Source organism: Amycolatopsis sp. NPDC059235 (assembly GCF_042754125.1).
GTDB classification, from domain to species: Bacteria; Actinomycetota; Actinomycetes; order Mycobacteriales; family Pseudonocardiaceae; genus Amycolatopsis; species Amycolatopsis albidoflava.
This window is the reverse complement of record NZ_JBHZAG010000014.1, coordinates 111,748-133,427: the sequence shown is the minus strand read 5'-3', so window position 1 is coordinate 133,427 and position 21,680 is coordinate 111,748. Positions and strand designations below refer to the sequence as shown.

Annotated in this window: 17 protein-coding genes; 8 read left to right on the top strand and 9 right to left on the bottom strand. The window is 70.2% G+C overall.

What is annotated here, in order from left to right; translation table 11 throughout:
• Window positions 1-114 precede the first annotated feature (114 nt).
• On the bottom strand, window positions 115-1,014 hold the full coding sequence (locus ACFXI3_RS13050; RefSeq protein ID WP_378399656.1) for a helix-turn-helix domain-containing protein: 900 nt from the start codon (window positions 1,012-1,014) through the stop codon (window positions 115-117).
• A 359-nt stretch (window positions 1,015-1,373) separates the two neighbouring features.
• Between ACFXI3_RS13050 and edd the strand changes: the two genes are divergently transcribed.
• Window positions 1,374-3,314 (top strand): phosphogluconate dehydratase, encoded by a 1,941-nt coding sequence (edd, locus tag ACFXI3_RS13045; RefSeq protein ID WP_378399655.1) that lies wholly within the window; start codon window positions 1,374-1,376, stop codon window positions 3,312-3,314.
• Window positions 3,311-3,934 (top strand): bifunctional 4-hydroxy-2-oxoglutarate aldolase/2-dehydro-3-deoxy-phosphogluconate aldolase, encoded by a 624-nt coding sequence (gene eda / locus ACFXI3_RS13040; protein ID WP_378399654.1) that lies wholly within the window; start codon window positions 3,311-3,313, stop codon window positions 3,932-3,934. Before edd ends, eda begins: the two co-directional genes overlap by 4 nt.
• A gap of 63 nt (window positions 3,935-3,997) precedes the next feature.
• Here eda and ACFXI3_RS13035 read toward each other — a convergent pair whose 3' ends face one another.
• From ACFXI3_RS13035 to ACFXI3_RS13020, 4 genes are all read right to left on the bottom strand, one after another.
• Complete coding sequence (locus tag ACFXI3_RS13035; protein WP_344268021.1) at window positions 3,998-4,516, bottom strand: regulatory protein RecX; 519 nt, start codon at window positions 4,514-4,516, stop codon at window positions 3,998-4,000.
• Between the two features lie 655 nt (window positions 4,517-5,171).
• A complete protein-coding gene (gene recA / locus ACFXI3_RS13030; RefSeq protein ID WP_344268023.1) occupies window positions 5,172-6,215 on the bottom strand; it encodes a recombinase RecA in 1,044 nt (347 codons plus the stop codon).
• A 249-nt stretch (window positions 6,216-6,464) separates the two neighbouring features.
• Window positions 6,465-6,659, bottom strand: a complete 195-nt coding sequence (locus ACFXI3_RS13025) for a DUF3046 domain-containing protein (RefSeq protein WP_344268025.1) — start codon at window positions 6,657-6,659, stop codon at window positions 6,465-6,467.
• A gap of 34 nt (window positions 6,660-6,693) precedes the next feature.
• Window positions 6,694-8,523 carry an Hsp70 family protein gene (locus tag ACFXI3_RS13020; protein WP_378399653.1) on the bottom strand — a complete coding sequence of 610 codons (1,830 nt, stop codon included), beginning with the start codon at window positions 8,521-8,523 and terminating at the stop codon, window positions 6,694-6,696.
• Window positions 8,524-8,664: 141 nt separating this feature from the next.
• Between ACFXI3_RS13020 and ACFXI3_RS13015 the strand changes: the two genes are divergently transcribed.
• The 3 genes from ACFXI3_RS13015 to def all read left to right on the top strand — a co-directional run bounded on the left by ACFXI3_RS13015 (window position 8,665) and on the right by def (window position 15,288).
• Window positions 8,665-9,873, top strand: coding sequence for a hypothetical protein (locus tag ACFXI3_RS13015; RefSeq protein ID WP_378399652.1), 1,209 nt, complete (start codon window positions 8,665-8,667; stop codon window positions 9,871-9,873).
• Window positions 9,874-9,954: 81 nt separating this feature from the next.
• Window positions 9,955-14,610, top strand: a complete 4,656-nt coding sequence (locus ACFXI3_RS13010; RefSeq protein ID WP_378399661.1) for an ATP-dependent helicase — start codon at window positions 9,955-9,957, stop codon at window positions 14,608-14,610.
• Window positions 14,611-14,787: 177 nt separating this feature from the next.
• Window positions 14,788-15,288 (top strand): peptide deformylase, encoded by a 501-nt coding sequence (gene def, locus ACFXI3_RS13005; protein ID WP_037809726.1) that lies wholly within the window; start codon window positions 14,788-14,790, stop codon window positions 15,286-15,288.
• Here the strand turns inward: def and ACFXI3_RS13000 are convergent.
• Entirely contained in the window at window positions 15,221-16,018 is a 798-nt protein-coding gene (locus ACFXI3_RS13000) for a GNAT family N-acetyltransferase (RefSeq protein ID WP_378399651.1), read from the bottom strand. The genes def and ACFXI3_RS13000 overlap by 68 nt on opposite strands.
• Window positions 16,019-16,714: 696 nt before the next feature.
• Between ACFXI3_RS13000 and ACFXI3_RS12995 the strand changes: the two genes are divergently transcribed.
• On the top strand, window positions 16,715-17,089 hold the full coding sequence (locus ACFXI3_RS12995; RefSeq protein ID WP_378399650.1) for a hypothetical protein: 375 nt from the start codon (window positions 16,715-16,717) through the stop codon (window positions 17,087-17,089).
• A 287-nt stretch (window positions 17,090-17,376) separates the two neighbouring features.
• Here the strand turns inward: ACFXI3_RS12995 and ACFXI3_RS12990 are convergent, their stop codons facing one another.
• The 3 genes from ACFXI3_RS12990 to ACFXI3_RS12980 form a co-directional block, all read right to left on the bottom strand.
• Complete coding sequence (locus ACFXI3_RS12990; protein WP_378399649.1) at window positions 17,377-18,084, bottom strand: VOC family protein; 708 nt, start codon at window positions 18,082-18,084, stop codon at window positions 17,377-17,379.
• 169 nt (window positions 18,085-18,253) lie between these two features.
• Entirely contained in the window at window positions 18,254-19,018 is a 765-nt protein-coding gene (locus ACFXI3_RS12985; protein ID WP_378399648.1) for a maleylpyruvate isomerase N-terminal domain-containing protein, read from the bottom strand.
• On the bottom strand, window positions 19,008-19,559 hold the full coding sequence (locus ACFXI3_RS12980; RefSeq protein WP_344268037.1) for an SAV_6107 family HEPN domain-containing protein: 552 nt from the start codon (window positions 19,557-19,559) through the stop codon (window positions 19,008-19,010). Before ACFXI3_RS12980 ends, ACFXI3_RS12985 begins: the two co-directional genes overlap by 11 nt.
• 949 nt (window positions 19,560-20,508) lie before the next feature.
• Here ACFXI3_RS12980 and ACFXI3_RS12975 point away from each other — a divergent pair.
• On the top strand, window positions 20,509-21,033 hold the full coding sequence (locus ACFXI3_RS12975; RefSeq protein WP_378399647.1) for a YbaK/EbsC family protein: 525 nt from the start codon (window positions 20,509-20,511) through the stop codon (window positions 21,031-21,033).
• On the top strand, window positions 21,030-21,605 hold the full coding sequence (locus tag ACFXI3_RS12970; protein WP_344268041.1) for a GNAT family N-acetyltransferase: 576 nt from the start codon (window positions 21,030-21,032) through the stop codon (window positions 21,603-21,605). The genes ACFXI3_RS12975 and ACFXI3_RS12970 overlap by 4 nt, the downstream gene beginning before the upstream one ends.
• Window positions 21,606-21,680 lie beyond the last annotated feature (75 nt).

The window sequence follows — 21,680 nt, the reverse complement described above, 5'->3', positions numbered from 1 at the left end:
CCACTGGGCCGTCAGCCGCGCAACTCGAGGCCGCCGACGACTGCCTGTCGCTGGACGGAACATTCCTGCCAGCAAACAGAGAGTCACCCGAAGATCACCCCACGCGACAGGCTGCTAGTCCGCCGGATCGTCGCCCGCCAAGAGCTTCGTCAGTCCGGCCTCGTTCGCCAGCCGCTGGGTTTTCACCTCCTCCGCGAACCCGGCCGCCGCGGCTGACAGCTGGCGCAGCGAGTCCGCTCGTGACAGCGCGGACTCGGCCAGCCGCTCGATGGTTTCCGCGTACGGGGCGGCCTGCCGGCCGACCAGGAAGACACCGGCGCGATGGTGCGGGCAGTACACGATTTCCGTCTCGTCCCGCTGTCGGTACCAGCTGAACGCACCTTCCGTCACGGCATGGCTCGGGACGAGCCGGATCTTCACCGTCTGCGAAATCTCCATGAGGTACCGCGCCTGCCGCAGCATTACCTCGGCATCGCCGAAGTGGTTCCGCAGCGCCTCGGTCCCGACGAACAGCTGCGCTTCGATCGCCTCCGCGCCGAACAGAATCCTGTTGCGGCTCAAGCGGTTCTCCACGACCTGTTCCAGGATTTCCTTGTCCCGCAGCCCTGGACCGAACGCCAGCCGCGCGTAGTCGGGGATCTGCAGCAAATCCGGGATCTGCAACGGAGCCCACACCGTGACCGAATCCGCGTTCCGTTCGTGCCCGGACAAGATCGCGTAGTGTGCCGTGTCCGCCTGCGACCCGCGCATGACCCAGCTCGACCCCGCCAGCTCGCGCGTCAGCGCCATGATCCTCGCCTTCTGCTCGCCGACCACTCCGAGCGCGCCCAGCACCCCCGCCACGTCCTCCTGCGTCGGAACCCGGTGGCCCAGCTCCCAGCACGAGAGCAGCGCCGGGTCGACCCCGATCCACCGGCCCAGCTCGCGCAAGCCGAAGCTCGCCTCGATCCGGGCATTCCGCAATGCCATGCCCAAAACACGCTCGTACGGAGCGGGCATCTCCGAATCTCGCATCCGCTGTCACCTCCAGCCGCGGATAGTGCCTGTCCCAAACTGCTGACACCTATTCACGCCGTCATCAGCCGCAGACGAGACCTCGACGGGGTGCTCCGCAGCAGCCGCGAACCCTGTCGGTTGGACCCCGCGCCCCAGCTCCACGGCGGAATCCCGGCCATGCCGCCGGCTTCGTCGGTGCCTGCCGCGCATCCCGAGCCAGCGCGACCGCCTCGCCACCAGCCCTCTTCGGTCACCCCATAGGGGGCTTCTGAATCGATTTTGTTTCCGGCGGGTTTTCGGGTTACCGTGTGCACCGTCACGTTCCCGCGACGCCAGCGCCGCCGTCTCGCGAACCCGTCACGAGCCGGGAGCTTGAGATGAGCAGCAGCCCGAACCCGACCGCCGCGGTGCACCGCGTTCTCGCCGACGTCACCGACCGGATCGCCGAGCGCAGTGCGGACACGCGCGCGGCGTACCTCGCCCGCAGCGCGGCCGCTTTCGAGGAGGGGCCGGTCCGCCGCGGCCTCGCTTGCAGCAACCTCGCGCACGGTTTCGCCGCGATGGACGGCGTCGACAAGCAGGCGCTGCGGCAGCTGCGCGCGCCCGGCGTCGCGATCGTGTCCTCCTACAACGACATGCTCTCCGCGCACCAGCCAATGCAGGAATACCCTGCGTGGCTGAAGAAATCTGTCCGTGAGGCTGGCGGGGTCGCGCAGTTCGCGGGTGGGGTGCCCGCGATGTGCGACGGCATCACGCAAGGCCGGGCGGGCATGGAGTTGTCGCTCTTCAGCCGCGAAGTGATCGCGATGGCGACGGCGATCGCGTTGTCCCACGACATGTTCGACGCGGCGTTGCTGCTCGGTGTGTGCGACAAGATCGTGCCGGGGCTGTTGATCGGCGCGCTGTCGTTCGGGCATCTTCCCGCGGTCCTCGTGCCTGCCGGGCCGATGAATTCCGGCCTGCCTAACAAGGAAAAAGCGCGAGTGCGTCAGCTCTACGCGGAGGGGCTCGCGACGCGGGAAGACCTGCTCGACGCGGAAGCTGCGTCGTATCACTCCGCTGGCACCTGCACGTTTTACGGCACCGCCAACTCGAACCAGATGGTGGTCGAGGTGATGGGCCTGCACTTGCCGGGCGCCAGCTTCGTGCCACCCAACACGCCGTTGCGCCAGGCGCTCACTGAAGAGGCCGGGCGGCGGGTCGTCGAGCTGTCGCGAGGAGAGGCGTACACGCCGATTTCGCAGGTGCTGGACGAAAAAGCGTTCGTGAACGGCATCGTCGCGCTACTGGCCACTGGCGGGTCGACAAACCACACGATGCACCTGGTGGCGATCGCCGCGGCGGCCGGGATTCAGCTGAGCTGGGACGACTTCTCGGACCTGTCGGCGGTCGTGCCGCTGCTCGCGCGGGTGTATCCGAACGGCAGCGCGGACATCAACCACTTCCACGCGGCCGGCGGCATCCAGTTCCTCGTCGGCACTCTGCTCGACGCGGGACTGCTGCACGAGGACGTACTCACCGTCGCGGGTCCCGGCCTGCGCCGGTACACACAGGAGCCGATCCTGTCGGACGGCGAACTGGTGTGGCGAGACGTGCCGACGCGCAGCCTCGACGAAGAGGTGCTGCGTCCGGTGTGGCGGCCGTTCGCGCCGGACGGCGGACTGCGGATGGTGGAGGGCAACTTGGGCCGGGCGGTCACGAAGGTGTCGGCGGTCGCGCCGGAGCACCGCGTGGTCGAGGCACCGGCGCGGGTGTTCACGTCGCAGGAGGCGTTCCGGGTCGCGTTCGAGGCCGGGGAGCTGGACCGGGACGTCGTCGTGGTGCTGCGGCAGCAGGGTCCGCAGGCGAACGGGATGCCGGAACTGCATGGTCTGACCCCGGCGTTGGGGGTGCTGATGGACCGCGGATTCCGGGTCGCGCTGCTCACCGACGGGCGGATGTCGGGGGCGTCGGGCAAGGTTCCGGCCGCGATCCAGGTGACGCCGGAGGCCGCGGTGGGCGGGCCGATCGCCCGGATCGCCGACGGCGACATGGTCCGCTTCGACGCCCGGTCCGGGACGCTCGACGTGCTGGTCGCGGACGACGAACTGGCACAGCGGGACCTGGCGGACGCTCCGCCGTCGGAGGCCGCGTGGAGCGGGACCGGGCGGGAGCTGTTCGGGGCGCTGCGCCGCGCGGTCGGCCCGGCTGACCAGGGCGCGAGCGTGTTCGGAGCGCTCACGCCGGAGCTGGACCTCGCCCGGGGCGTTCCGCCATTCGGAAGCGGGACAATGGACGCGTCCCCCTACGCTCTCCAGACCCAGGAGGTCGGTCAGTGACCACCGGCACGGACCTGCTCGCCCTGTCCCCCGTGATGCCCGTCGTGGTGATCGACGACGTCGACGACGCGGTCCCGACGGCCCGCGCCCTGCACGCCGGCGGGATCGGGGTGATCGAGCTGACCCTGCGCACGCCGGTCGCGCTGGCCGCGATCGAGCGGGTCGCCAAGGAGGTGCCGGACATCGTCGTGGGCGCCGGCACGGTGACGTCGCCGGAGCAGGCGAAGCAGGCCGCCGACGCGGGCGCGAAGTTCCTGGTGACGCCGGGGTGCACGGACGCGGTGCTGGACGCCGCCTTCGCCACCGGCCTGCCGTTCCTGCCGGGCGCGGCCACGGTGTCGGAGGCGATGCGGCTGGCCGAACGCGGGTTGAGCGCCCTGAAGTTCTTCCCGGCGGAGGCCAGCGGGGGCGCGGCGTTCTTGAAGTCGATCGCCGGGCCGCTGCCGCAGCTGCAGTTCTGCCCGACCGGCGGGATCACGGTGTCGTCGGCCCCGTCGTATCTGGCGCTGCCGAACGTCGGCTGCATCGGCGGATCGTGGCTGACGCCGTCGAAGCTGCTGTCGGCTAAGGACTTCGCTGCTGTCGAGAAGCTGGCCGCCGAAGCCGCCGCGCTGCGCTGAGCCCTTCCGGAAACCCGTCGCCTTCGTGTCGGAGGTGGCGGGTTTCTCGGTGGCGCGGACCGATCAGTCGATCGTCGCGTCGTCCAGCAGGCTGGATTCCGCGCCGAACTCGCGAAGCTCGTCGCGGATCACCGTGTACGCCAGTCCTTGCGGATAGCCCTTGCGCGCGAGGAACCCGAGCAGCCGGCGGATCGCGGTCTGCTCGTCGACGTTCCCGAGCGACCTCAGCCGTTTGCGCACCAGCTCGCGAGCCCGTTGCTCCTCGGACTCCCGGTCGACTTCCTCCGCCGCTTGCGCCGCGATCTCGTCGTCGACGCCCTTGCGCCGCAACTCCGCGACCAGCGCCGTGCGCGACAACCCTTGGTTGGCGTGCCGGTCGCGGACCCAGGCTTCGGCGAACTCGGCGTCGTTGACGAGACCGGCCCGGTCCAGCTTGCCGAGCAGGGTTTCGCTGGTCTCGCTGTCGAAACCCTTGCGCCGCAACGTCTGCCGCAGCTCCTCGACTGCCCGCGGCCGGGCGGCGAGGAGGTCGAAGCAGATCTCCTTGGCCTTCTTGGCCCGCTCCTCCGGAGGCAACTCCATCGGATCGACCTTCGGTGCCCTGGCCACGACCGCACTCCCGTTCCCGGCACCGCCCTCGCACGACGGCACCGCCACACCGTTTTCCACCCGGTGCCGAACACCGCCGGTTCAGCACCGTCTCGCCTTCAGCCGACCGCACCGCGGTCGACGAAACTCACACCGGGCCGGACGCGACCAGCCTCCGCGCCGGCGAATTCCAGCACCGGCAGCCCGCGCGCCCGCCGCCTCGAGTCGGCTTGCGCACACCGCGCCGACCGGCCCCGGCCGCAATCGGTCACGAGCCGCTGACCGACCAGCCGCAACCAGCTCACGATCTGCCGACCCACCCAGCCACAACCGCTCGCGATTCGCCGACTGCACTCAGCCGCAGCCGCTCACAATCCGCTGACCGTGCTCAGCCGCAGCCGCTCACGATCCGCCGACCGCACTCAACCGCGATCGCTCACAATCCGCCGGCCGCACTCAACCGTCCCGCACCCAGTCAAGGAACCCTCTCCCCACCAGGAAGCAAGACACCGACGCCTCCGTCCGGAACACCGCCATGCCCGAAGATCCCGTCGCGGCGAAACCGCACCGGAACCCCGGTTTCAGCGGCAGCCCGGCACCAGACCCGAGCACCGGGGAGGGAACCTGCCGATCCCCTCCCCTCCCCGGATCAGAAGTCGACCGGCGCGGGCACTGCCTCGGCTTCGGCGTCGACCTGCGGGCCGATGTTGAGCTTCTCCTTGATGCGTTTCTCTATCTCGTTGGCGATGTCCGGGTTGTCGCGCAGGAACTTCCGCGCGTTCTCCTTGCCCTGGCCGAGCTGGTCGCCCTCGTACGTGTACCAGGCACCCGACTTGCGCAGAATGCCCTGGTCGACGCCCATGTCGATGAGCGAGCCCTCGCGGGAGACGCCCACGCCGTAGAGGATGTCGAACTCGGCCTGCTTGAAGGGCGGGGCCATCTTGTTCTTGACGACCTTGACGCGGGTGCGGTTGCCGACCGGCTCGCCGCCGTCCTTGAGCGTTTCGATGCGGCGGACGTCGAGGCGGACCGAGGCGTAGAACTTGAGCGCCTTGCCACCGGTCGTGGTCTCCGGCGAGCCGAACATGACGCCGATCTTCTCGCGCAGCTGGTTGATGAAGATCGCGGTGGTGCCGGAGTTGTTCATCGCACCGGTCATCTTGCGCAGCGCCTGGCTCATCAGGCGGGCCTGGAGGCCGACGTGCGAATCGCCCATCTCGCCCTCGATCTCGGCGCGCGGCACGAGCGCGGCCACGGAGTCGATGACCAGGATGTCGAGCGCGCCGGAGCGGATCAGCATGTCCGCGATCTCCAGCGCCTGCTCGCCGGTGTCCGGCTGGGACACGAGCAGCGCGTCGGTGTCGACGCCGAGCTTCCTGGCGTACTCCGGGTCCAGCGCGTGCTCCGCGTCGATGAACGCCGCGATGCCGCCGTTGCGCTGCGCGTTCGCCACCGCGTGCAGGGCGACCGTGGTCTTACCGGAGGATTCCGGGCCGTAGACCTCGATGACGCGGCCGCGGGGCAGGCCGCCGATGCCGAGCGCGACGTCGAGGGCGATCGCGCCGGTGGGGATCACGGAGACGGGCGGGCGGTTGTCCTCGCCGAGGCGCATCACCGAGCCCTTGCCGTACTGCTTGTCGATCTGCGCAAGGGCAAGCTCGAGCGCCTTGTCCTTGTCGGGTGCTGCTGGCATGGAAGTCCACCTCGCTGGTTGGGGCCTGTGTCTGTTCGGTTGTCCGGATCAAGCTCGTCCGGGGTTCAAGCTCTGTCCGGTCCGACGCTACGGGGAGGGACCGACAATTCCAGGCGCGGCGACTGATCTGTGGATCGCTGACCCCGTTGTGCACAACACCATAGACGAACAGGTGTTCGAGGTTCACAGCGACACGCCCATCCGGCGCGGTTTTCGCCCTCCGCCGCTTCCGGACCCGGAACCCCCAGGTCAGCGCCGTTCCGGCGGCACCTCGAACTCGACGCAGACCGCTCGCCAGATCTCCTTGGCCGACGTCCCCGAGTTCAGCGCCTCTTCGACCGTGCGCCCGCCGAGCCCGCTGAACACGTGGTCCTTGGCGAGCATCTCGGCGCGTCCGGACCCGAACTCCTCGGCCATCAGCCGTCGGAACACCGTGATACGCATCGGGCGAATGCTAGCTTTCCCGCTCCGCCGGGGATCACTCCCCCGGCTGGACGTTCTGTTCGAAGTAGTCGGCCAGCGCGCCCGGCGTGGCCGCCTGCCCGCCGGAATTCACCTGATAGAGGAACCCGACGAGGGGCCGGTCCTTCACGGTGAACACGAGGACTGCCGACGACTGCCCGGCCGCCGACGCGTAGTGGCCTTCGAGGGCGTTGCCCTTCCAGTCCGCTTCGGTGCGATCGCCGCCCGCGGAAGACAGCAGTCCGTCGGTGTACTGCTTCAGCTCCGCTGCCGACTGTCCCTGCACGTACGTCACCTGAGTGCCCGCGCGTCCCGGCGCGGCGCACGTCGACGCGGCTCCGAGGCTCTTCGCCGGCGCGGCCGGACCGTTGCCCATGCCGGGAGCGCAGCCGCCGTTGTCAGCGACCTTGCCGGCCAGTTGACGCATGCAGCCGGTCAGTCCGGACGAGTCGGCTTGCCCCGGCGTACGGCACTCGTCAGCGGTGTACGTCTTCACCGACGAACCCTGTGTCGTGAGAAACACGGTCAACCCTGCGGCAAGCACGACCACCACAGCCGCCGCGATGCCGATCAACAGCTTGGTGCGACTCTTCTTCTCCGGCGCAGCGGGCGTGTACGTCGGGAAGTTGGACGGTGCCGGCGAAGGCTGGAACGGCGGCATCTGCTGTGGCTGCGTCGGCGAGTACGCCGGGTAGTTGCCTTGTGGCGCAACAGGCGGCGCGTACGGCGCGCCTGACGCCACCTGGCCCTCGACGTTCTGCGTACGCATCGACAGTCCGTCTTTAGCAACATGCTGCGCACCCAATGCGACAGCAGTCTCAGGCTGGTCAAGGCTCGTCGGGACAACGCCGAGCTTCTCCGCGATCATCGACCCGACCAGCGGCAACCGGCTCGAACCGCCGACGAGGTAGATGCCGACGAGACGATCCGAGGTCAGCCCAGCCGAACGCAGCGTCCGCGAAAGCAGCTCCACGCTGCGCAGCATGGCCGGACGCACCAAGCCTTCGAGCTCTCCGCGCGTGACGAGCACGTCCTTGAATGGCTCCGGCATCGGCACCTCTGTCTGCGGATGCCGAGACAGTGCTTCCTTCGCGGCCTTCACGTCTTCTTGCAGCGCGCGTCGCGTACGCCGGTCCGCAGTGGACTCGGGGCGAAGCAGTCGCTGCCAACGCTGCGGGTCCGAGTGCGACACCTCGCGTCCGACGTGGACCATCAGCGCTTGGTCTACGTCGAGGCCGCCGAGGTCGGGCAGACCGTCTTCGGCGAGCACTGTGTAGCCGTTCTGGTTCGCGCCGACGACTGCGACGTCGAAGGTGCCCGCGCCGAGGTCGTACACCGCGAGAGCCTGTCCAGGAGCCAGTGCGCGCTCAGGGAACGAAGCGAAGTGCGCCGCGGCGGCGACCGGCTCCGGCACGAGGACTACGTTTCCGCGAATGCCAGCCAGCCGCGCCGCGCTCAGCAGTACGTTGCGGCGCACCGGACCCCACTGCGCGGGGTGTGTGAGCCGGACCTCGTCCGGCTGTTCCCCGCCGAGCTGGCGCGTGGTCTCGTCGAGCACCCGGCGCAGGATCGCGGCCAGCGCTTCGTTGACCGGCACGACGTCTGTGCCGAGCAGCAGCGTCTGCTCGTCGATGCGCCGTTTAGGGTTGGGTTCGAACCGTGTCGGGTCGAGCCGCGCACGACGTTCGGCGTCCCGGCCGACCATGAGCGTGCGGTCTTCCCCGGCGAAGACCGCGGAGGGCATGTTGGCCGACCCGTCGACCTCTACGACGCGAGGCGGCCTGCCGTGCGCGGAAAGGACGGCAACGGTGTTGGACGTCCCGAGGTCCACCGACAGGATCCGCACAGTAATTTCCCCTCGACTCAAGCAGCGCTGGCGGAGATGCTGCCACGTGCCCGGTCACCGTGCGTGCGGACCCGCGAAACTCGCGACGCACGCAACCCCGGGAAACAACGGAACGTCTCGTCTTCCGAGGACGGGGAGGCAATGACAGAGCTAGTGGACAAGACTCGCCGGGACCAGTTCGGACAGACCGCGGCGAGCGGTCCGGCGAACCGATGGCGGGTCGCGGCGGGCAAATGGAGCCGCTCCGGCTACGTGCACGCGGCAGTGCTGTACCTCGTGGCGCGGCTGGTCGGACTCGGCGCGCTCGCCGCCATGGCCGCGCCCCGGGACTTGCCGTTGGGCGAACGCCTGCAGTCCTGGGACGGCTGGTGGTACCTGCAGATCGCGGAGCACAGCTACACCGGCGTGAGCAATCCGCTCGACGCCGCCGGACTGCCGTATCCCGACGCGTCGTACGGGTACTTCCCGCTGTACCCGGCCTTGACCGGCATGCTCGAGAAACTGCCCGGGGTGTCGTACTTCGGCGCGGGCATCCTCCTGTCGGCGCTCGCCGGAATCGCGGCGGCGACGGCGATGTACCGAATCGGCCGGTTCGTCCACAGCCATCGAGCGGGGTTGCTGCTCGCTGTGTTGTGGGGCGCCGCGCCGATGGCGATCGCCGAGAGCATGGTGATGACCGAGGCGCTCTTCACCGCGTGCGCCGCGTGGGCGCTGGTCGGCGTGCTCGAACGCAAGTGGTACCTCGCTGCTACCGCGACGCTGTTCGCCGGGCTCACCCGGTCCACCGCGTGCGTGCTGGTCGCTGTCGTGGTGATCGCCGCGGCCGTCGACGTGTGGCGGAACCGACAGCGGTGGAACGCGCTGGTGTGCGTCTTCGTCGCACCGCTCGGCCTGCTCGGGTACTGGGCGTTCGTCGCGGTGCAGACCGGCAGTTTGACCGGCTGGCAGGACGTGGAGCTCCGCGGCTGGAACACGCGTTTCGACACCGGTGCCGAAGCGTGGAAGTGGATCACGCAGACGCTTTTCACCTCGGGTAATGCGTGGGAGACGCTCGTCGTGCTCGTGACGCTCTCGGCGATCGCGCTCGCGGTCATCGCGGTGGCTGGCCGCCGGATGCCGTGGCCGTTGGCGGCGTATGCGGTGGGGGTCGTGGTGCTGGTCCTGTGCAGTGCCGGGCTGCCTGCCCTGAAGTCGCGGTTCCTGCTCCCGGACTTCGCGCTCCTGCTGCCCGTCGCGATGGGGCTGGCCGGTCGCAAGAAGTCCACGATGATCGCCGCGACGACCGTGTTCGTGCTGGTCGGGGCCTGGTACTCGGCCTATTCGCTGACCGTGTGGAAGTACGCGATCTAAGCCGATCGGTCACCCACACGAGCGGATCCGGCCCGGACCGCTCTGCCAAGGCCCCGGAAATTGTCGGGGGCACCGCGCATGATGGATCCCGTGGCAAACGACGTCCTCGACCTCTTCACCCCGGCGACCAGCACCTGGTTCGCCGGAGCCTTCGCCGCCCCGACGGCCGCGCAGGAAGGGGCCTGGCGGGCCGCACACGCCGGGCAGCACGCCCTGGTCGTGGCGCCCACCGGGTCCGGCAAGACGCTGTCCGCGTTCCTGTGGGCGCTGGACCGGCTGGCGGCGGAACCTCCGCCGGCGAATCCGCGCGAGCGGTGCCGGATCCTCTACGTCTCGCCGCTGAAAGCGCTGGCGGTCGACGTGCAGCGCAACCTGCGCGCGCCGCTGGCGGGCATCTCGCAGGCCGCGCACCGGCTCGGCCTGCCCGCGCCGGCGATCGAGGTCGGCATGCGCACCGGCGACACCACGGCGGCGGAGCGCCGGTCGTTCGGGAAAACCCCGCCGGACGTGCTGGTCACCACGCCGGAGTCGCTGTTTCTCATCCTCACGTCCTCGGCACGGGAATCGCTGAAGGGTGTCGAGACGGTGATCGTCGACGAGGTGCACGCCGTCGCGGGCGGCAAACGCGGCGCGCACCTGGCGTTGTCGCTGGAACGGCTCGACGCGCTGCTGCCCAAGCCTGCCCAGCGCATCGGGCTGTCGGCCACCGTGCGCCCGATCGACGAGGTGAGCGCGTTCCTCGCCGGCGGCCGCCCGGTCACCGTCGTGCAGCCGAAACTCGCGAAGACCATCGAGGTGCGGGTGGAGGTGCCCGTCGAGGACATGGCGAACCTCGACGGCCCGGCACCGTCGCCGATGGAGCGGCTCGACGACCTCACGTCGCTGTCGCAGTTGCCGTCGGAAGGCGGAATCGGCACCCAGGAAGAGGTCGCGGGCGCGGCGGTGAAGCGGCCGTCGATCTGGCCCGCGGTCGAGGAGCGGGTGCTGGAGCTGATCCGCGCGCACCGCTCCACCATTGTGTTCGGCAACTCGCGGCGGCTCACCGAACGGCTCACCGCCCGGCTCAACGAACTCGCGTCCGAGCAGGCCGGTCTGTCCCAGGGCGACTCGTTCCCGGCCGAGGCGGTCGGGCAGTCCGGTGTCACGTCGGGTCCGGAGCCGGTCATCGCGCGGGCGCACCACGGGTCGATGTCCCGCGAGCAGCGCACTCACGTCGAAGAAGAGCTGAAGTCCGGGCGGCTGCCGTGCGTGGTGGCCACGTCGTCGCTCGAACTCGGCATCGACATGGGCGCGGTGGATCTGGTCGTGCAGATCGAGGCTCCGCCCACCGTGGCGTCCGGACTGCAGCGCGTCGGCCGGGCCGGGCACCAGGTCGGCGCGGTGTCGTCCGGCGTGATGTTCCCGAAGTTCCGCGGCGATCTGGTGTCGTGCGCGGTGGTCGCGGAGCGGATGGCGACCGGGGCGATCGAGGCGGTGCGGTACCCGCGCAACCCGCTCGACGTGCTGGCCCAGCACGTCGTGGCGATGGTGGCGCTCGAACCGTGGACGGTGCCGGAGCTGGCGGCGCTGGTCCGGCGGGCGGCACCGTTCAGCTCGCTGCCGGACGACGCGCTGCACGCGGTGCTCGACATGCTCGCCGGCCGCTATCCGAGCGAGGAGTTCGGCGAACTGCGGGCGCGGATCACGTGGGACCGGGTCGGCGGCGAACTGCACGGGCGGCCGGGTTCGCAGCGGCTGGCCGTCACGTCCGGCGGCACCATCCCGGACCGCGGGCTGTTCACCGTGATGACGCCGGGCGACGAAGGCAAACCCGGCTCGCGCGTGGGCGAGTTCGACGAGGAGATGGTGTACGAATCGCGGGTCGGCGACACGATCCTGCTCGGCACCTCGTCGTGGCGGATCACCGACATCACCCATGACCGGGTGATCGTCGTGCCCGCCCCCGGCCAGCCCGCCCGGATGCCGTTCTGGAAGGGCGACGCCGCGGGACGGCCGCTGGAACTGGGGCGGGCGCTCGGCGCGTTCGTCCGCGAACTGTCCACTTCGGACACCGCGGCGGCGAGGGACCGGGCCGCCGCGGCCGGGCTCGACCAGCGCGCCTGCGACAACCTGCTGGCGTACCTGGAAGAACAGAAGTCGGCGACCCGGCACGTGCCCAACGACCGGGTCATCCTGCTCGAACGCTACCGCGACGAGCTGGGCGACTGGCGGATCGTGCTGCACTCGCCGTTCGGCGCGCAGGTCAACGCTCCGTGGGCGCTCGCGATCGCCGCGCGGCTGCGGGAAAACCGCGGCGTCGACGCCCAGGTGGCGCACTCCGACGACGGCATCGTGCTGCGGCTGCCCGACGCACTCGACGCCGACGGCGGAGAAGTCACCATCGGAGCCGACGACGTCCTGCTGGATCCGGAGGAGGTCGAGCAGTTGATCGTGGCGGAGGTCGGCGGCTCGGCGGTCTTCGCGGCGCGCTTCCGGGAGTGTGCGGCACGCTCCCTGCTTCTGCCGCGGCGTGATCCGCGGCGGCGGACCCCGTTGTGGCAGCAACGGCAACGGGCGTCGCAGCTGTTGTCGGTGGCGGCGAAGTACGAGCGGTTCCCGGTCGTGCTGGAGGCCATGCGCGAGGTCCTGCAGGACGTTTACGACGTCGGCGGTCTGCGCGAGCTGATGTCCGACGTCCGGGCGCGCAAGGTGCGGCTGGTCGAGGTGGAGACGCCGGCCGCGTCGCCGTTCGCACGGAGCCTGTTGTTCGGCTACGTCGGAATGTTCCTGTACGAGACGGACGCCCCGCTGGCCGAGCGGCGAGCCGCGGCGTTGTCGCTGGATTCCGCGCTGCTGGCCGAATTGCTGGGCACGGAAGCGATTCGCGAGCTGCTCGATCCGGAGGCCGTGGCCGAGGTCGAACGGTCGTTGCAGCGGCTCGATCCGGACCGGCACGCAAGGTCGGCGGAGGACGCGGCGGACTTGCTTCGGTTCCTCGGAGATCTGTCCGTCGCGGAAGCCGCGGAACGAGGGATCCAGCCGGAATGGCTGGCGGAACTCGCCTCGGCGCGGCGTGCGATCCAGGTGCGCATCGGCGGCGAGGAGCGGTATCTGGCCATCGAGGACGCCGGACGGGTGCGGGACGCGCTGGGCGTCGCGCTTCCGGTCGGCGTGCCCGAGGCGTTCACCGAGCCGGTGGCGGATCCGGTGGGCGATTTGCTCGGCCGCTACGCGCGGACTCACGGTCCGTTCTCCGCGACCGCTGCGGCAGATCGGTTCGGGCTGGGCACAGCCGTCGTCACCGGTGTGCTCGACCGGCTCACCGGTGAAGGCAGGCTCGTCCGCGGCGAACTGAGTCCGGTCGGGCATCCGGAAACCCATGGCGTGGGCGTCGAATACTGCGACGCGGCCGTACTGCGGCGGTTGCGGCGCGCGTCGCTCGCCCGGCTGCGGGCAGAGGTCGAGCCCGTGGAACCGGCGGCGTTGGGCCGGTTCTTGCCCGCATGGCACGGAATCGGCGCGCGGCTGAGGTCCGCGCCGACGGCCGACGACGTGCTGTCGGTGGTCGAACAACTGGCAGGCGCGCCTCTGCCAGCGAGCGCGGTGGAGTCGCTGATCCTGCCCAGCCGGTTGCCGGGCTACTCCCCCGCGCTGCTCGACGAACTCACCACCGCGGGCGAGGTCACCTGGGCGGGCTGCGGCGCGCTCTCCGGCGGGGACGGCTGGCTGGCGCTGGCTCCGTCCGACGTCGCGGATCTGCTGCTGCCCGAGGTCGAGGAGAATCCGCCGACCAGCCCGTTGCACGAAGCGATCGTGACGACGTTGGAAGGCGGAGCGCTGTTCTTCCGGCAACTCGTCGACCGGGTCACCCCCGGCCTGGAGCAACCGCCGGACGACGGTGCCGTACTGGCCGCGTTGTGGGATCTGGTGTGGGCCGGGCTGGTCACCGGCGACACACTCGCGCCGCTGCGTGCGCAGGTCGCCGGCCATGGCGCGCACAAACCGCGGCGGCAAGCACCACGCGGCCGGTACGCCCGCATGCGCGCCGGGCGTCCGGCGATGCCCTCACGCTCCGGGCCGCCGACCGCGGCCGGCCGATGGGCGCTGACCCCGCTTCGGGAGGCCGAGCCGACGCGTCGCGCACATGCCCGCACCGAGGCGTTCCTGGAACGGCACGGCGTCCTCACCCGCGGCGCGCTCGACACCGAACGGGTCACCGGCGGTTTTTCCGGGATCTACAAGGTGTTGCGCGGCATGGAAGACACCGGACAGGTCATCCGCGGTTATGTCGTCGAAGGTCTCGGCGCCGCACAGTTCGCCGCGAAGGGCGCAGTCGACCGGCTGCGCGCCCTCTCCAGCACCGCACCCGCCGCGGGCCGCAACGACAACGCTCGTGCCGTAGTTCTCGCCGCCGCGGATCCAGCACAGCCGTACGGCGCGGCGCTGTCCTGGCCCGCCGCAACCGGTGACACGAAACACCGGCCAGCGCGCAAGGCCGGAGCGCTGGCGGTGCTGGTCGACGGAATCCCAGCCCTGTACGTCGAACGCGGCGGCCGCTCCTTGCTGAGCTTCACTGAGGAACGCGGTTCACTGCAGGCCGCCGCGGCGGCGTTGTCGACTGCGGTCCGGGAGGGATGGCTGGGCCAGTTGGCCGTCCAGCGCGCGGACGGAGAGCACGCGCTGACGTCTGAGCTGGCCGAGATCATGCAGGAAGCTGGCTTCCGTGCGACGCCGAAGGGACTTCGTTTGAGAGCTTGACACTGCCTGGGTTGTTGCTCGGCCTAGCCATGAACGTGGGCGCGTCCGGCCCACGGTCCCGCCCGACCGGCCGTCTTCGTCGTGCGGTCAGCGGGCGCGCGGCGGACCCGCGTCGGGGAAGCAGGTGGTGTCACTAGACTTCTCGTGGCCCCTCGGTGGACAAAAGGACGTTCGATCATGGCGATGCGCGAGTTGCGCTACTTCGGTGACCCGGTGCTCAAGTCCGTGTGCGACCCGGTGACCACGTTCGACAGCAAGATCGAGGCGCTGGTGAAGGACCTCCTCGACAGCGTGCAGCCGGAGGGCCGGGCGGGGCTCGCGGCACCGCAGATCGGGGTCGGGCTGCGGGTGTTCAGCTACGACGTCGGCGGGTTGACCGGGTACGTCATCAACCCGGAGATCGCCCATCTCTCCGAGGAGACGCACGAGATCGGCGAGGGCTGCCTGTCCGTGCCGGAGCTGTGGTTCCCGACAGTCCGCGCGAAGCACGCCGTCGTGCGCGGCGTCGACCTGCGCAACGAGCCGATCGAGGTCGAGGGCGTCGATGTGCTGGCCCAATGCCTCCAGCACGAAACCGACCACCTCGACGGAAAGCTCTACCTCGACCGGCTCACTCCCGACCGGAAGAAGCAGGCGCTGCGCGAGGCGCGGGGCAAAGACTGGTTCTGGAACCGCTGACCGTCCGCGGAGCCCTGGGCATCTGGGTCGTCTGGGCGGCGAGGAGTCGCAGCACCGTGTCGTCGTCCGGGCTGGTTTCGACGTGCAGTCCGGCGCGAGCAGCAGTCCGGACCATCGCGTCGTTGCCCGGAAGACAGACCGCGATCAGTTCCGTGGTCCCGTCCGCCCCGGCGAGGGCGACCAGCCGAGTGAGCAATGCCGTGCCGATTCCTTGTCGCTGCCAAGCATCCTCGACGAGCAGCGACACCTCGGCCGTGCCGTCGCGCTGAGGGATGAGCTGCCCGAACCCGATCACGTCCCGGCCGCACACCGCGAGCAAGCTGGTTCCGCGCGGCGGCATGAGCAAGCGGTGCAGCCATTTTCGGGGAACCGTACGCAGCCCGGTGTGGTAGCGGTTGAACAATGTCTTCGCCGAACAGCGAAGATGCACCGCGCCGATCGCATCGATGTCGCGCGGAGTACCGATCCGCAGAACGACCGCGGCCCCGTCCGGACGGTCAAGCACCATCGGCCCGGCCAGATTCTGCTCCGCCGCGGCGAGTAATTCCAGGAACGCCGCAGCCTGAGCAAGTTCGGATTCGGCGAACGCCACCCATCGCCGCCGCGCGACGAACGCCTGCCCGTCGCCGAAGGGAAAGACCGCCCGGTGCCCGCCCTCCGTGCGCGCCGGGTTGGATTCGTTCGCGGGAACCAGCGTGACGAGGTCGGCGGACAGGACCGACCGCAGCATCGGAGCACGACAACCGGGATCAGCAATCGCCCGCCGAGCGGCGCTGAGGGCCGTTGCGGTCGAATCGCGAAGTCCGCAAACGCTGGTTTCGACAGCCGCCTCTCGCGCGGCGGCGCGTACGGGTGCTGCCGGGGCGCGCAGGTCTCCAGTCCCGATGCACAACTCCCCCGCGACGGGGAGCGCAGTCGGCACACGGAGTTCCGCGGTACCGGCTCCGATTGCGGCCTCCTGAACAGCGGCGAATCCGTTCACCGCCGAGGCAGGCGACTCCCGGATTGCGGCATCGTCATCGGACTTTCCCAGCGCGAGCGGTTGAGCTGCGGCAGGGTTCCGGACCGCGGCGTCGCTATCGGACTTCCCCAGCGCAAGGGGTTGAGCTGCGGCAGGCTCCCGGACCGCGGCATCGCCATCGGACTTCCCCAGCGCGAGCGATTGAGCTGCAGCAGGCTCCCGGACCGCAGCGTGGCCATCGGACTCCCCCAGCGCGAGCGGCTGGACTGCAGCACGGTTCCGGACGCCGGTGCCGGAGGTGGCCTCTCGATCGGCAGAAAAAGCACTTGCTCCAGGGCCGCGCAATTCTCCGACGACGGAACCCGCGGGCGGGTTCTCCGCGCCCGGGAGCGGATTTGTCGCAGAGCGTTCGCTGGCGTCGGCTTCAGAACGGGGCGTCTGGTCAGCCGCCGACGCGGACGAAGGATGGCGTTCGCGCGCAGGAATCTCAGCGCGCATCTCCCGGTCGGCGCGGAACGCAGTTGCGTCCGGAACACCGTGTTCCCCGGTATCAGGCGCAGCGGCTGCCGTCCGGTCGGGGGCGGGGGTGTCCGTGATCAGGGCGAGGAGTTCTCGGGCGGCGGCCTCGGCGATCGAATCCTCGGGGGTGGGAGCTGGTGCGCGGAGTTCGGGGATGGCGGTTTCGGTCATTCCCAGGCAATCGCCGCCTTCGTCGCGGAGGGCGTCTATCAGGAGGTGTTGGGGCAGACCGGTTGCGGGGCGCAGCACGAACTCGTCCAGGACGCCGCCGGGTATGGGGTGTCTGGTGAGGCCGACGATGCGGCATTCGAGGTCGGCTAGCCGGATCGCGAAGCGGGCCAGCGTTCCGGGGTAGTCGTCGGAGCGTACGCGTACTCGCCAGGCTCGGGCCGGTGGGCGGTTTTCCTTGGGGTTGCTGGGGTTTGATTCGGAGCGCGCGAGGTGCGGAGGCTCGTCGGGAAGGGCGTTTGCGAGGAGGCTGCGGGGCGTCGAAGGCATGTCCATGGGACTTACCGTTCCCGACGCACGTAACCGGGGGCGTCCTGTGGTGTTTCGGGTGTGTCAGAGGGTGCCCGGGAATGCGTGATCTGCGGGAAACGTGGCGCGGATCAGCGTGGGGCGAGCAGGCGGAATTCGTTGTCTTCCGGGTCAGTGAAGTCGGTCTGGCCGACCAGGTGGGCACCAGCGGCTTGGAGGCGGCGGGTTTCGGCGGCGGAGTCGTCGTCGCGGGCCGGAGCCAGCTCCAGGTGGAGACGGTTTTTGCCGTGCTTCGGGGTTTTCGCGCGGAGGAATTCGAGCGTGGGGCCGCGGCCGGAGGGGTTGCTCAGGGTGGTGATGGCGGGCTCTTCGGCGGTGATGGGCCAAGCTGTGAGCGGGGACCAGAAGCGGGCTAGGCGTGCGGGATCCTCTGCGTCGACGACGATCGCCGCCAGAGCACCGGAATTGGCGTATTCCTGGCGGGGTTCCAGCACGCAGAACTCGTTGTCTTCAGGGTCGGCCAGGACGATCCACGGGACGTTGTGCTGGCCGATGTCGATGGGGCGTGCGCCTAGGGAAACGGCTCGGGCGACTGTTTCGCGCTGGTTCTGGGCGGAGGTGCTGGAGAGGTCTGGATGGAGCCGGTTTTTGGTGGTCTTCGGGCGGGAGGCCGGGACGAAGACCAGGGTGAGATCGCAGCCGTCGCCGGGTGACGGGTGGACGGTGACCTCGTCCGGGGATTCGGCGGTGGTGTGCCAGCCCAGGAGTTCGGACCAGAATCGGGCCAGGCGTGCTGGTTCTTCTGCGGCGATGGCCAGGTTGACCAGACGTGGTGCCATGTCGCCACGGTAACGGGGAGGTCCGACAAAAACGGCGGATCGCCGGCTGGCCGGATCGGGTGAAAGAACTGTGCCGGCAAGCGCGGGGGTATCGCGCTTGCCGGCACAGCCGGATCGCCAGGTGGCCGGTGAGAAACCGAGAAGCTTCCCCACTTTCGGTTCTAGGCGGTCACCTGGTGGCCAGTCGCAGCAGTGCCCAGGCCTGAGCGGACAGCTCGTGGTCGCCGTCGGTGTGGACCATGGTCACCGGGACTCTTCCCCAGAGCCAGAGGTACACGTTCTCGGGCGAGCCGGTGACTACCGCGTCCGCGGCGTCGGCGTCCCGCGGAGAGCAGCGCCAGGCTTCTGTTTCGCCGGGGCCCGCTCTCGCGATCCAGCTGTGGCCTCCGGTGTGGAAACCGACTGTGCCGTTTCGGGTTCCCGAGATGCCCATGGTGGTGAGCTTGTGTCCGAAGTAGAGGGTGAGGGCCTCGTCGACGCCGTCGGCGGCCAGGTCGTCCGGGACTGTCGAGTCGCCGGTTCCGGCCGCGTTTTCGGCATCGACTCGGTGCACGAGGGTTTCGTGGAGCATCCGGCGGCGCCAGAAACCGTGGGTCGGGTCGGCGGACCACCAGGTGGCGGCTCGGGAGGCCGGGTCGTGGTCGGCCAGTTCGAGCTCGAGTTCGGTGCGGGCGGCGGAGTAGAAATCGACCACCGGCTGGCCGGGAAGGGGCTCTCGCCACGATTCGGGACGGCGGCCCTCGCGGATCCAGCCGAGCACCTGCCAGTACACGGCGCCGACGTGCTTGAGCAGCTCGTTCAACGTCCAGCCCGGGGCGGTGGGCACCGGCGAATCGGGCGACGCCGAGTGCGCCGCCTCCCCCAGCAGCCGCGCCTCCGCGGAGAACGCCTCGAGCAACCGGCCGTGGTCGACCGTGCCGAGTTCACGCGACATGGGCTTCCCCGGACATCGGCAGGCCGTGCACGACCCGGCGGACCAATTCGAGGAACTGGGCGGTCGCCTGCAGGAGGCCCGCGGCCAGTTCGGCGGTGACGCGGCCGGTGATCCCCGCTTCGGCGGCGGCCCGGGTTTCGGAGTGGTCGGCGAAGAACGCCGACCACTCGCGCAGTTCGGGGGCGACGGCGTCGAGCAGCACCCACCCGCTGGCCGGCCGGCCCCGTCCCCGGCGCGGACGGCCCCGGACGGCGAGCACCGCACCCGCGCCGCGCAGGGCGGCGAGGTAGGCGCCGATGAAGCGTTCGGCCGGGTCTCGTTCGTTTTCCGCGTGGTCGAGTCCGCGGTTGGCCTGGGCGAGGAGGGTGACCGCTTCGGGCGGGGTCGGCGGGCGCAGGGACAGCGGAAGTTGCGGCTGGCCCTGGGCGCCGGAGCGACGGGCGGACGGTTCGGCGGAGGGACGGACGGCGGCTCGGGTGCGGTGGACGACCTGCCTCGGGGGCGGAGAGCTGGGCAGGGCGGGTTCGGGGACGTGGTGCACGGTGGGCCTGGGGGTTGGGGAATCGGCCGGAGTGCGCTCGGGCTGGGGCGCGGGGTTGGCTGCTGCGGCAGAAGGTGCAGCGGAGCGGTTCTTCGACGACCTGGAGACCGGGGCACCTGCTGGAGTGCGCACGGGTGCGGGATCGGGATCGGCCATTGCAGCAGAAAGCGCAGCGGAACGGTCCTCCGACAACTTGGAGACTGGGGCACCGGCCGGGGTGCGCACGGGCGCGGGGTCGGCCGCCGCGGCAGAGATGCTCTCCGACGGCTCGGCGGTTGGGGAAACTGCGGGGAGGAGCTCGGGCTGATAGAGGGAACCGGCCGCAGCAGCAGGCAGTGTGGTGGAGCGGTTCTCCGGCGGCCTTGATGCCGGGGTGATCTCCGGCTGAAGAGCGAGATTGGCAGATGGCGCGGCGGAGAGGTCCTCCGACGCAAAGGGCAGCGCGGGATCAGCCGCCGGAGCAGCAGAGCGAGCAGGGCTCACCGAGGACACCGACGGCACCGCGGAGTTGTTTGCCGGCGCGGGCCACAGTCCTGGGCCAGTTTCCGGGGCAGCACGTCGGGCAGAGCCGACCGGCGAAGCGGCCGGGGCAGAGGCACCCTCAGCACTCTCCGAAGCGCTCTCCACAGCACTCCCCGGCTGCACCGCCGCGCCGAACGTCAGCTGTTCGCCAACCGCGCCGAGCCGGTCTGGGCGTCCCTCTGGAGCACGGTCCGCGGGGGACACGACCGAGACGGACATGGCGACCCTCCTCCTGCTCGGGTGGGCCCGGCCGGGTGCCCGAGGTGCTTCCCCCACCCCGGGACCGGCCGGTGCGCTCCCACCGGGTATCGAACGTCTGTTCGATCTGTTTCCAGAGTAGCCGCGCCGGCGAATCCGCTCAACCCCGCCGGTGGAATCGGGGCGCGTGGTGCGGGACACGGCTGCACCGACGTGGTCTCATAACCGGGTGAGCACCCACGACCATCCCGCTGTCGCCAAGGTCACCGCCGCGCTGGGCGAGGCCGGGCAGCACGCCGCCGCTGACGGAGTGCGGGTGCTGCCCGCCGAGGTGCGCACTGCCGCGCAGGCCGCGGAGGCGCTCGGCGTGCCGGTCGGCGCTATTGCCAACAGTCTCGTTTTCCGGGCCCGCACGAGCGACGGGGCTGAGGTCGCGTTGCTTGCCCTCACCTCGGGGGCGCATCGGGCGAAGGAGTCCCGGCTGGCGGAACTCGCGGGCGTCGCGGAGGTCGGCAAGGCGGACGCGGCGTTCGTCCGGGAGCACACGGGACAGCCGATCGGGGGCGTCGCTCCGGTCGGGCATCCGGAGCGGCTCGTGACGCTCGTGGACACGGCGTTGCGCGAGCATCCCGAGGTGTGGGCCGCGGCGGGGCATCCGAAATCGGTCTTCCCGACCACGTTCGACGCGCTCGTCACGCTCACCGGGGGCACCCCTGGCGAGCTGGCGGGCGAAGGGGAGGATGGGCGACTGTGACCGCCATGTCCTCCTCCGGGTGCTCCCGGTACGTGCAGCTCTCCGCCGACGAGTTCCGCTCCCGGCTGCCGGAAGCGCTGGCGATCTACGTGAACGCGATGCACTACCCCGAGGGCACGGCCGAGCAGCGCGCGCCGATGTGGCTCACCCATGCGCTGCGTGAAGGCTGGCGCTGCATGGCGGCCCTCGACGACAACGGCGTGCTGCTCGGAGTCGCGTACGGCTACAAGGGCCGCGCGGGACAGTGGTGGCACGAGCAGGTCCGGCACGGCCTCACCCGCCGCGCGGGTACGGAGGAAGCCGAGCGCTGGCTGACGGACTACTTCGAGCTCACCGAGATCCACGTGCGCCCGGAGAACCAGGGCAAGCAGATCGGCGAGGACCTGCTGCGCCGGCTGCTCGACGGCGTCCCCAGCGCGAACGTCCTGCTCTCCACGCCGGAGGGCACGAGCCGGGCGTGGAAGCTGTACCGGCGCATGGGGTTCGTCGACGTTCTGCGCGACTACCAGTTCACCGGCGATCCGCGGCCGTTCGCGATTCTCGGGCGGTCGCTGCCGCTCGAAGAGGCTTAGGACGCCGCACGCCCAGTGCCGGACCGGGCGTGCGGCGCGCTCAGCTACCGCAAGAAACGGCCCCCAGAGGCCGTG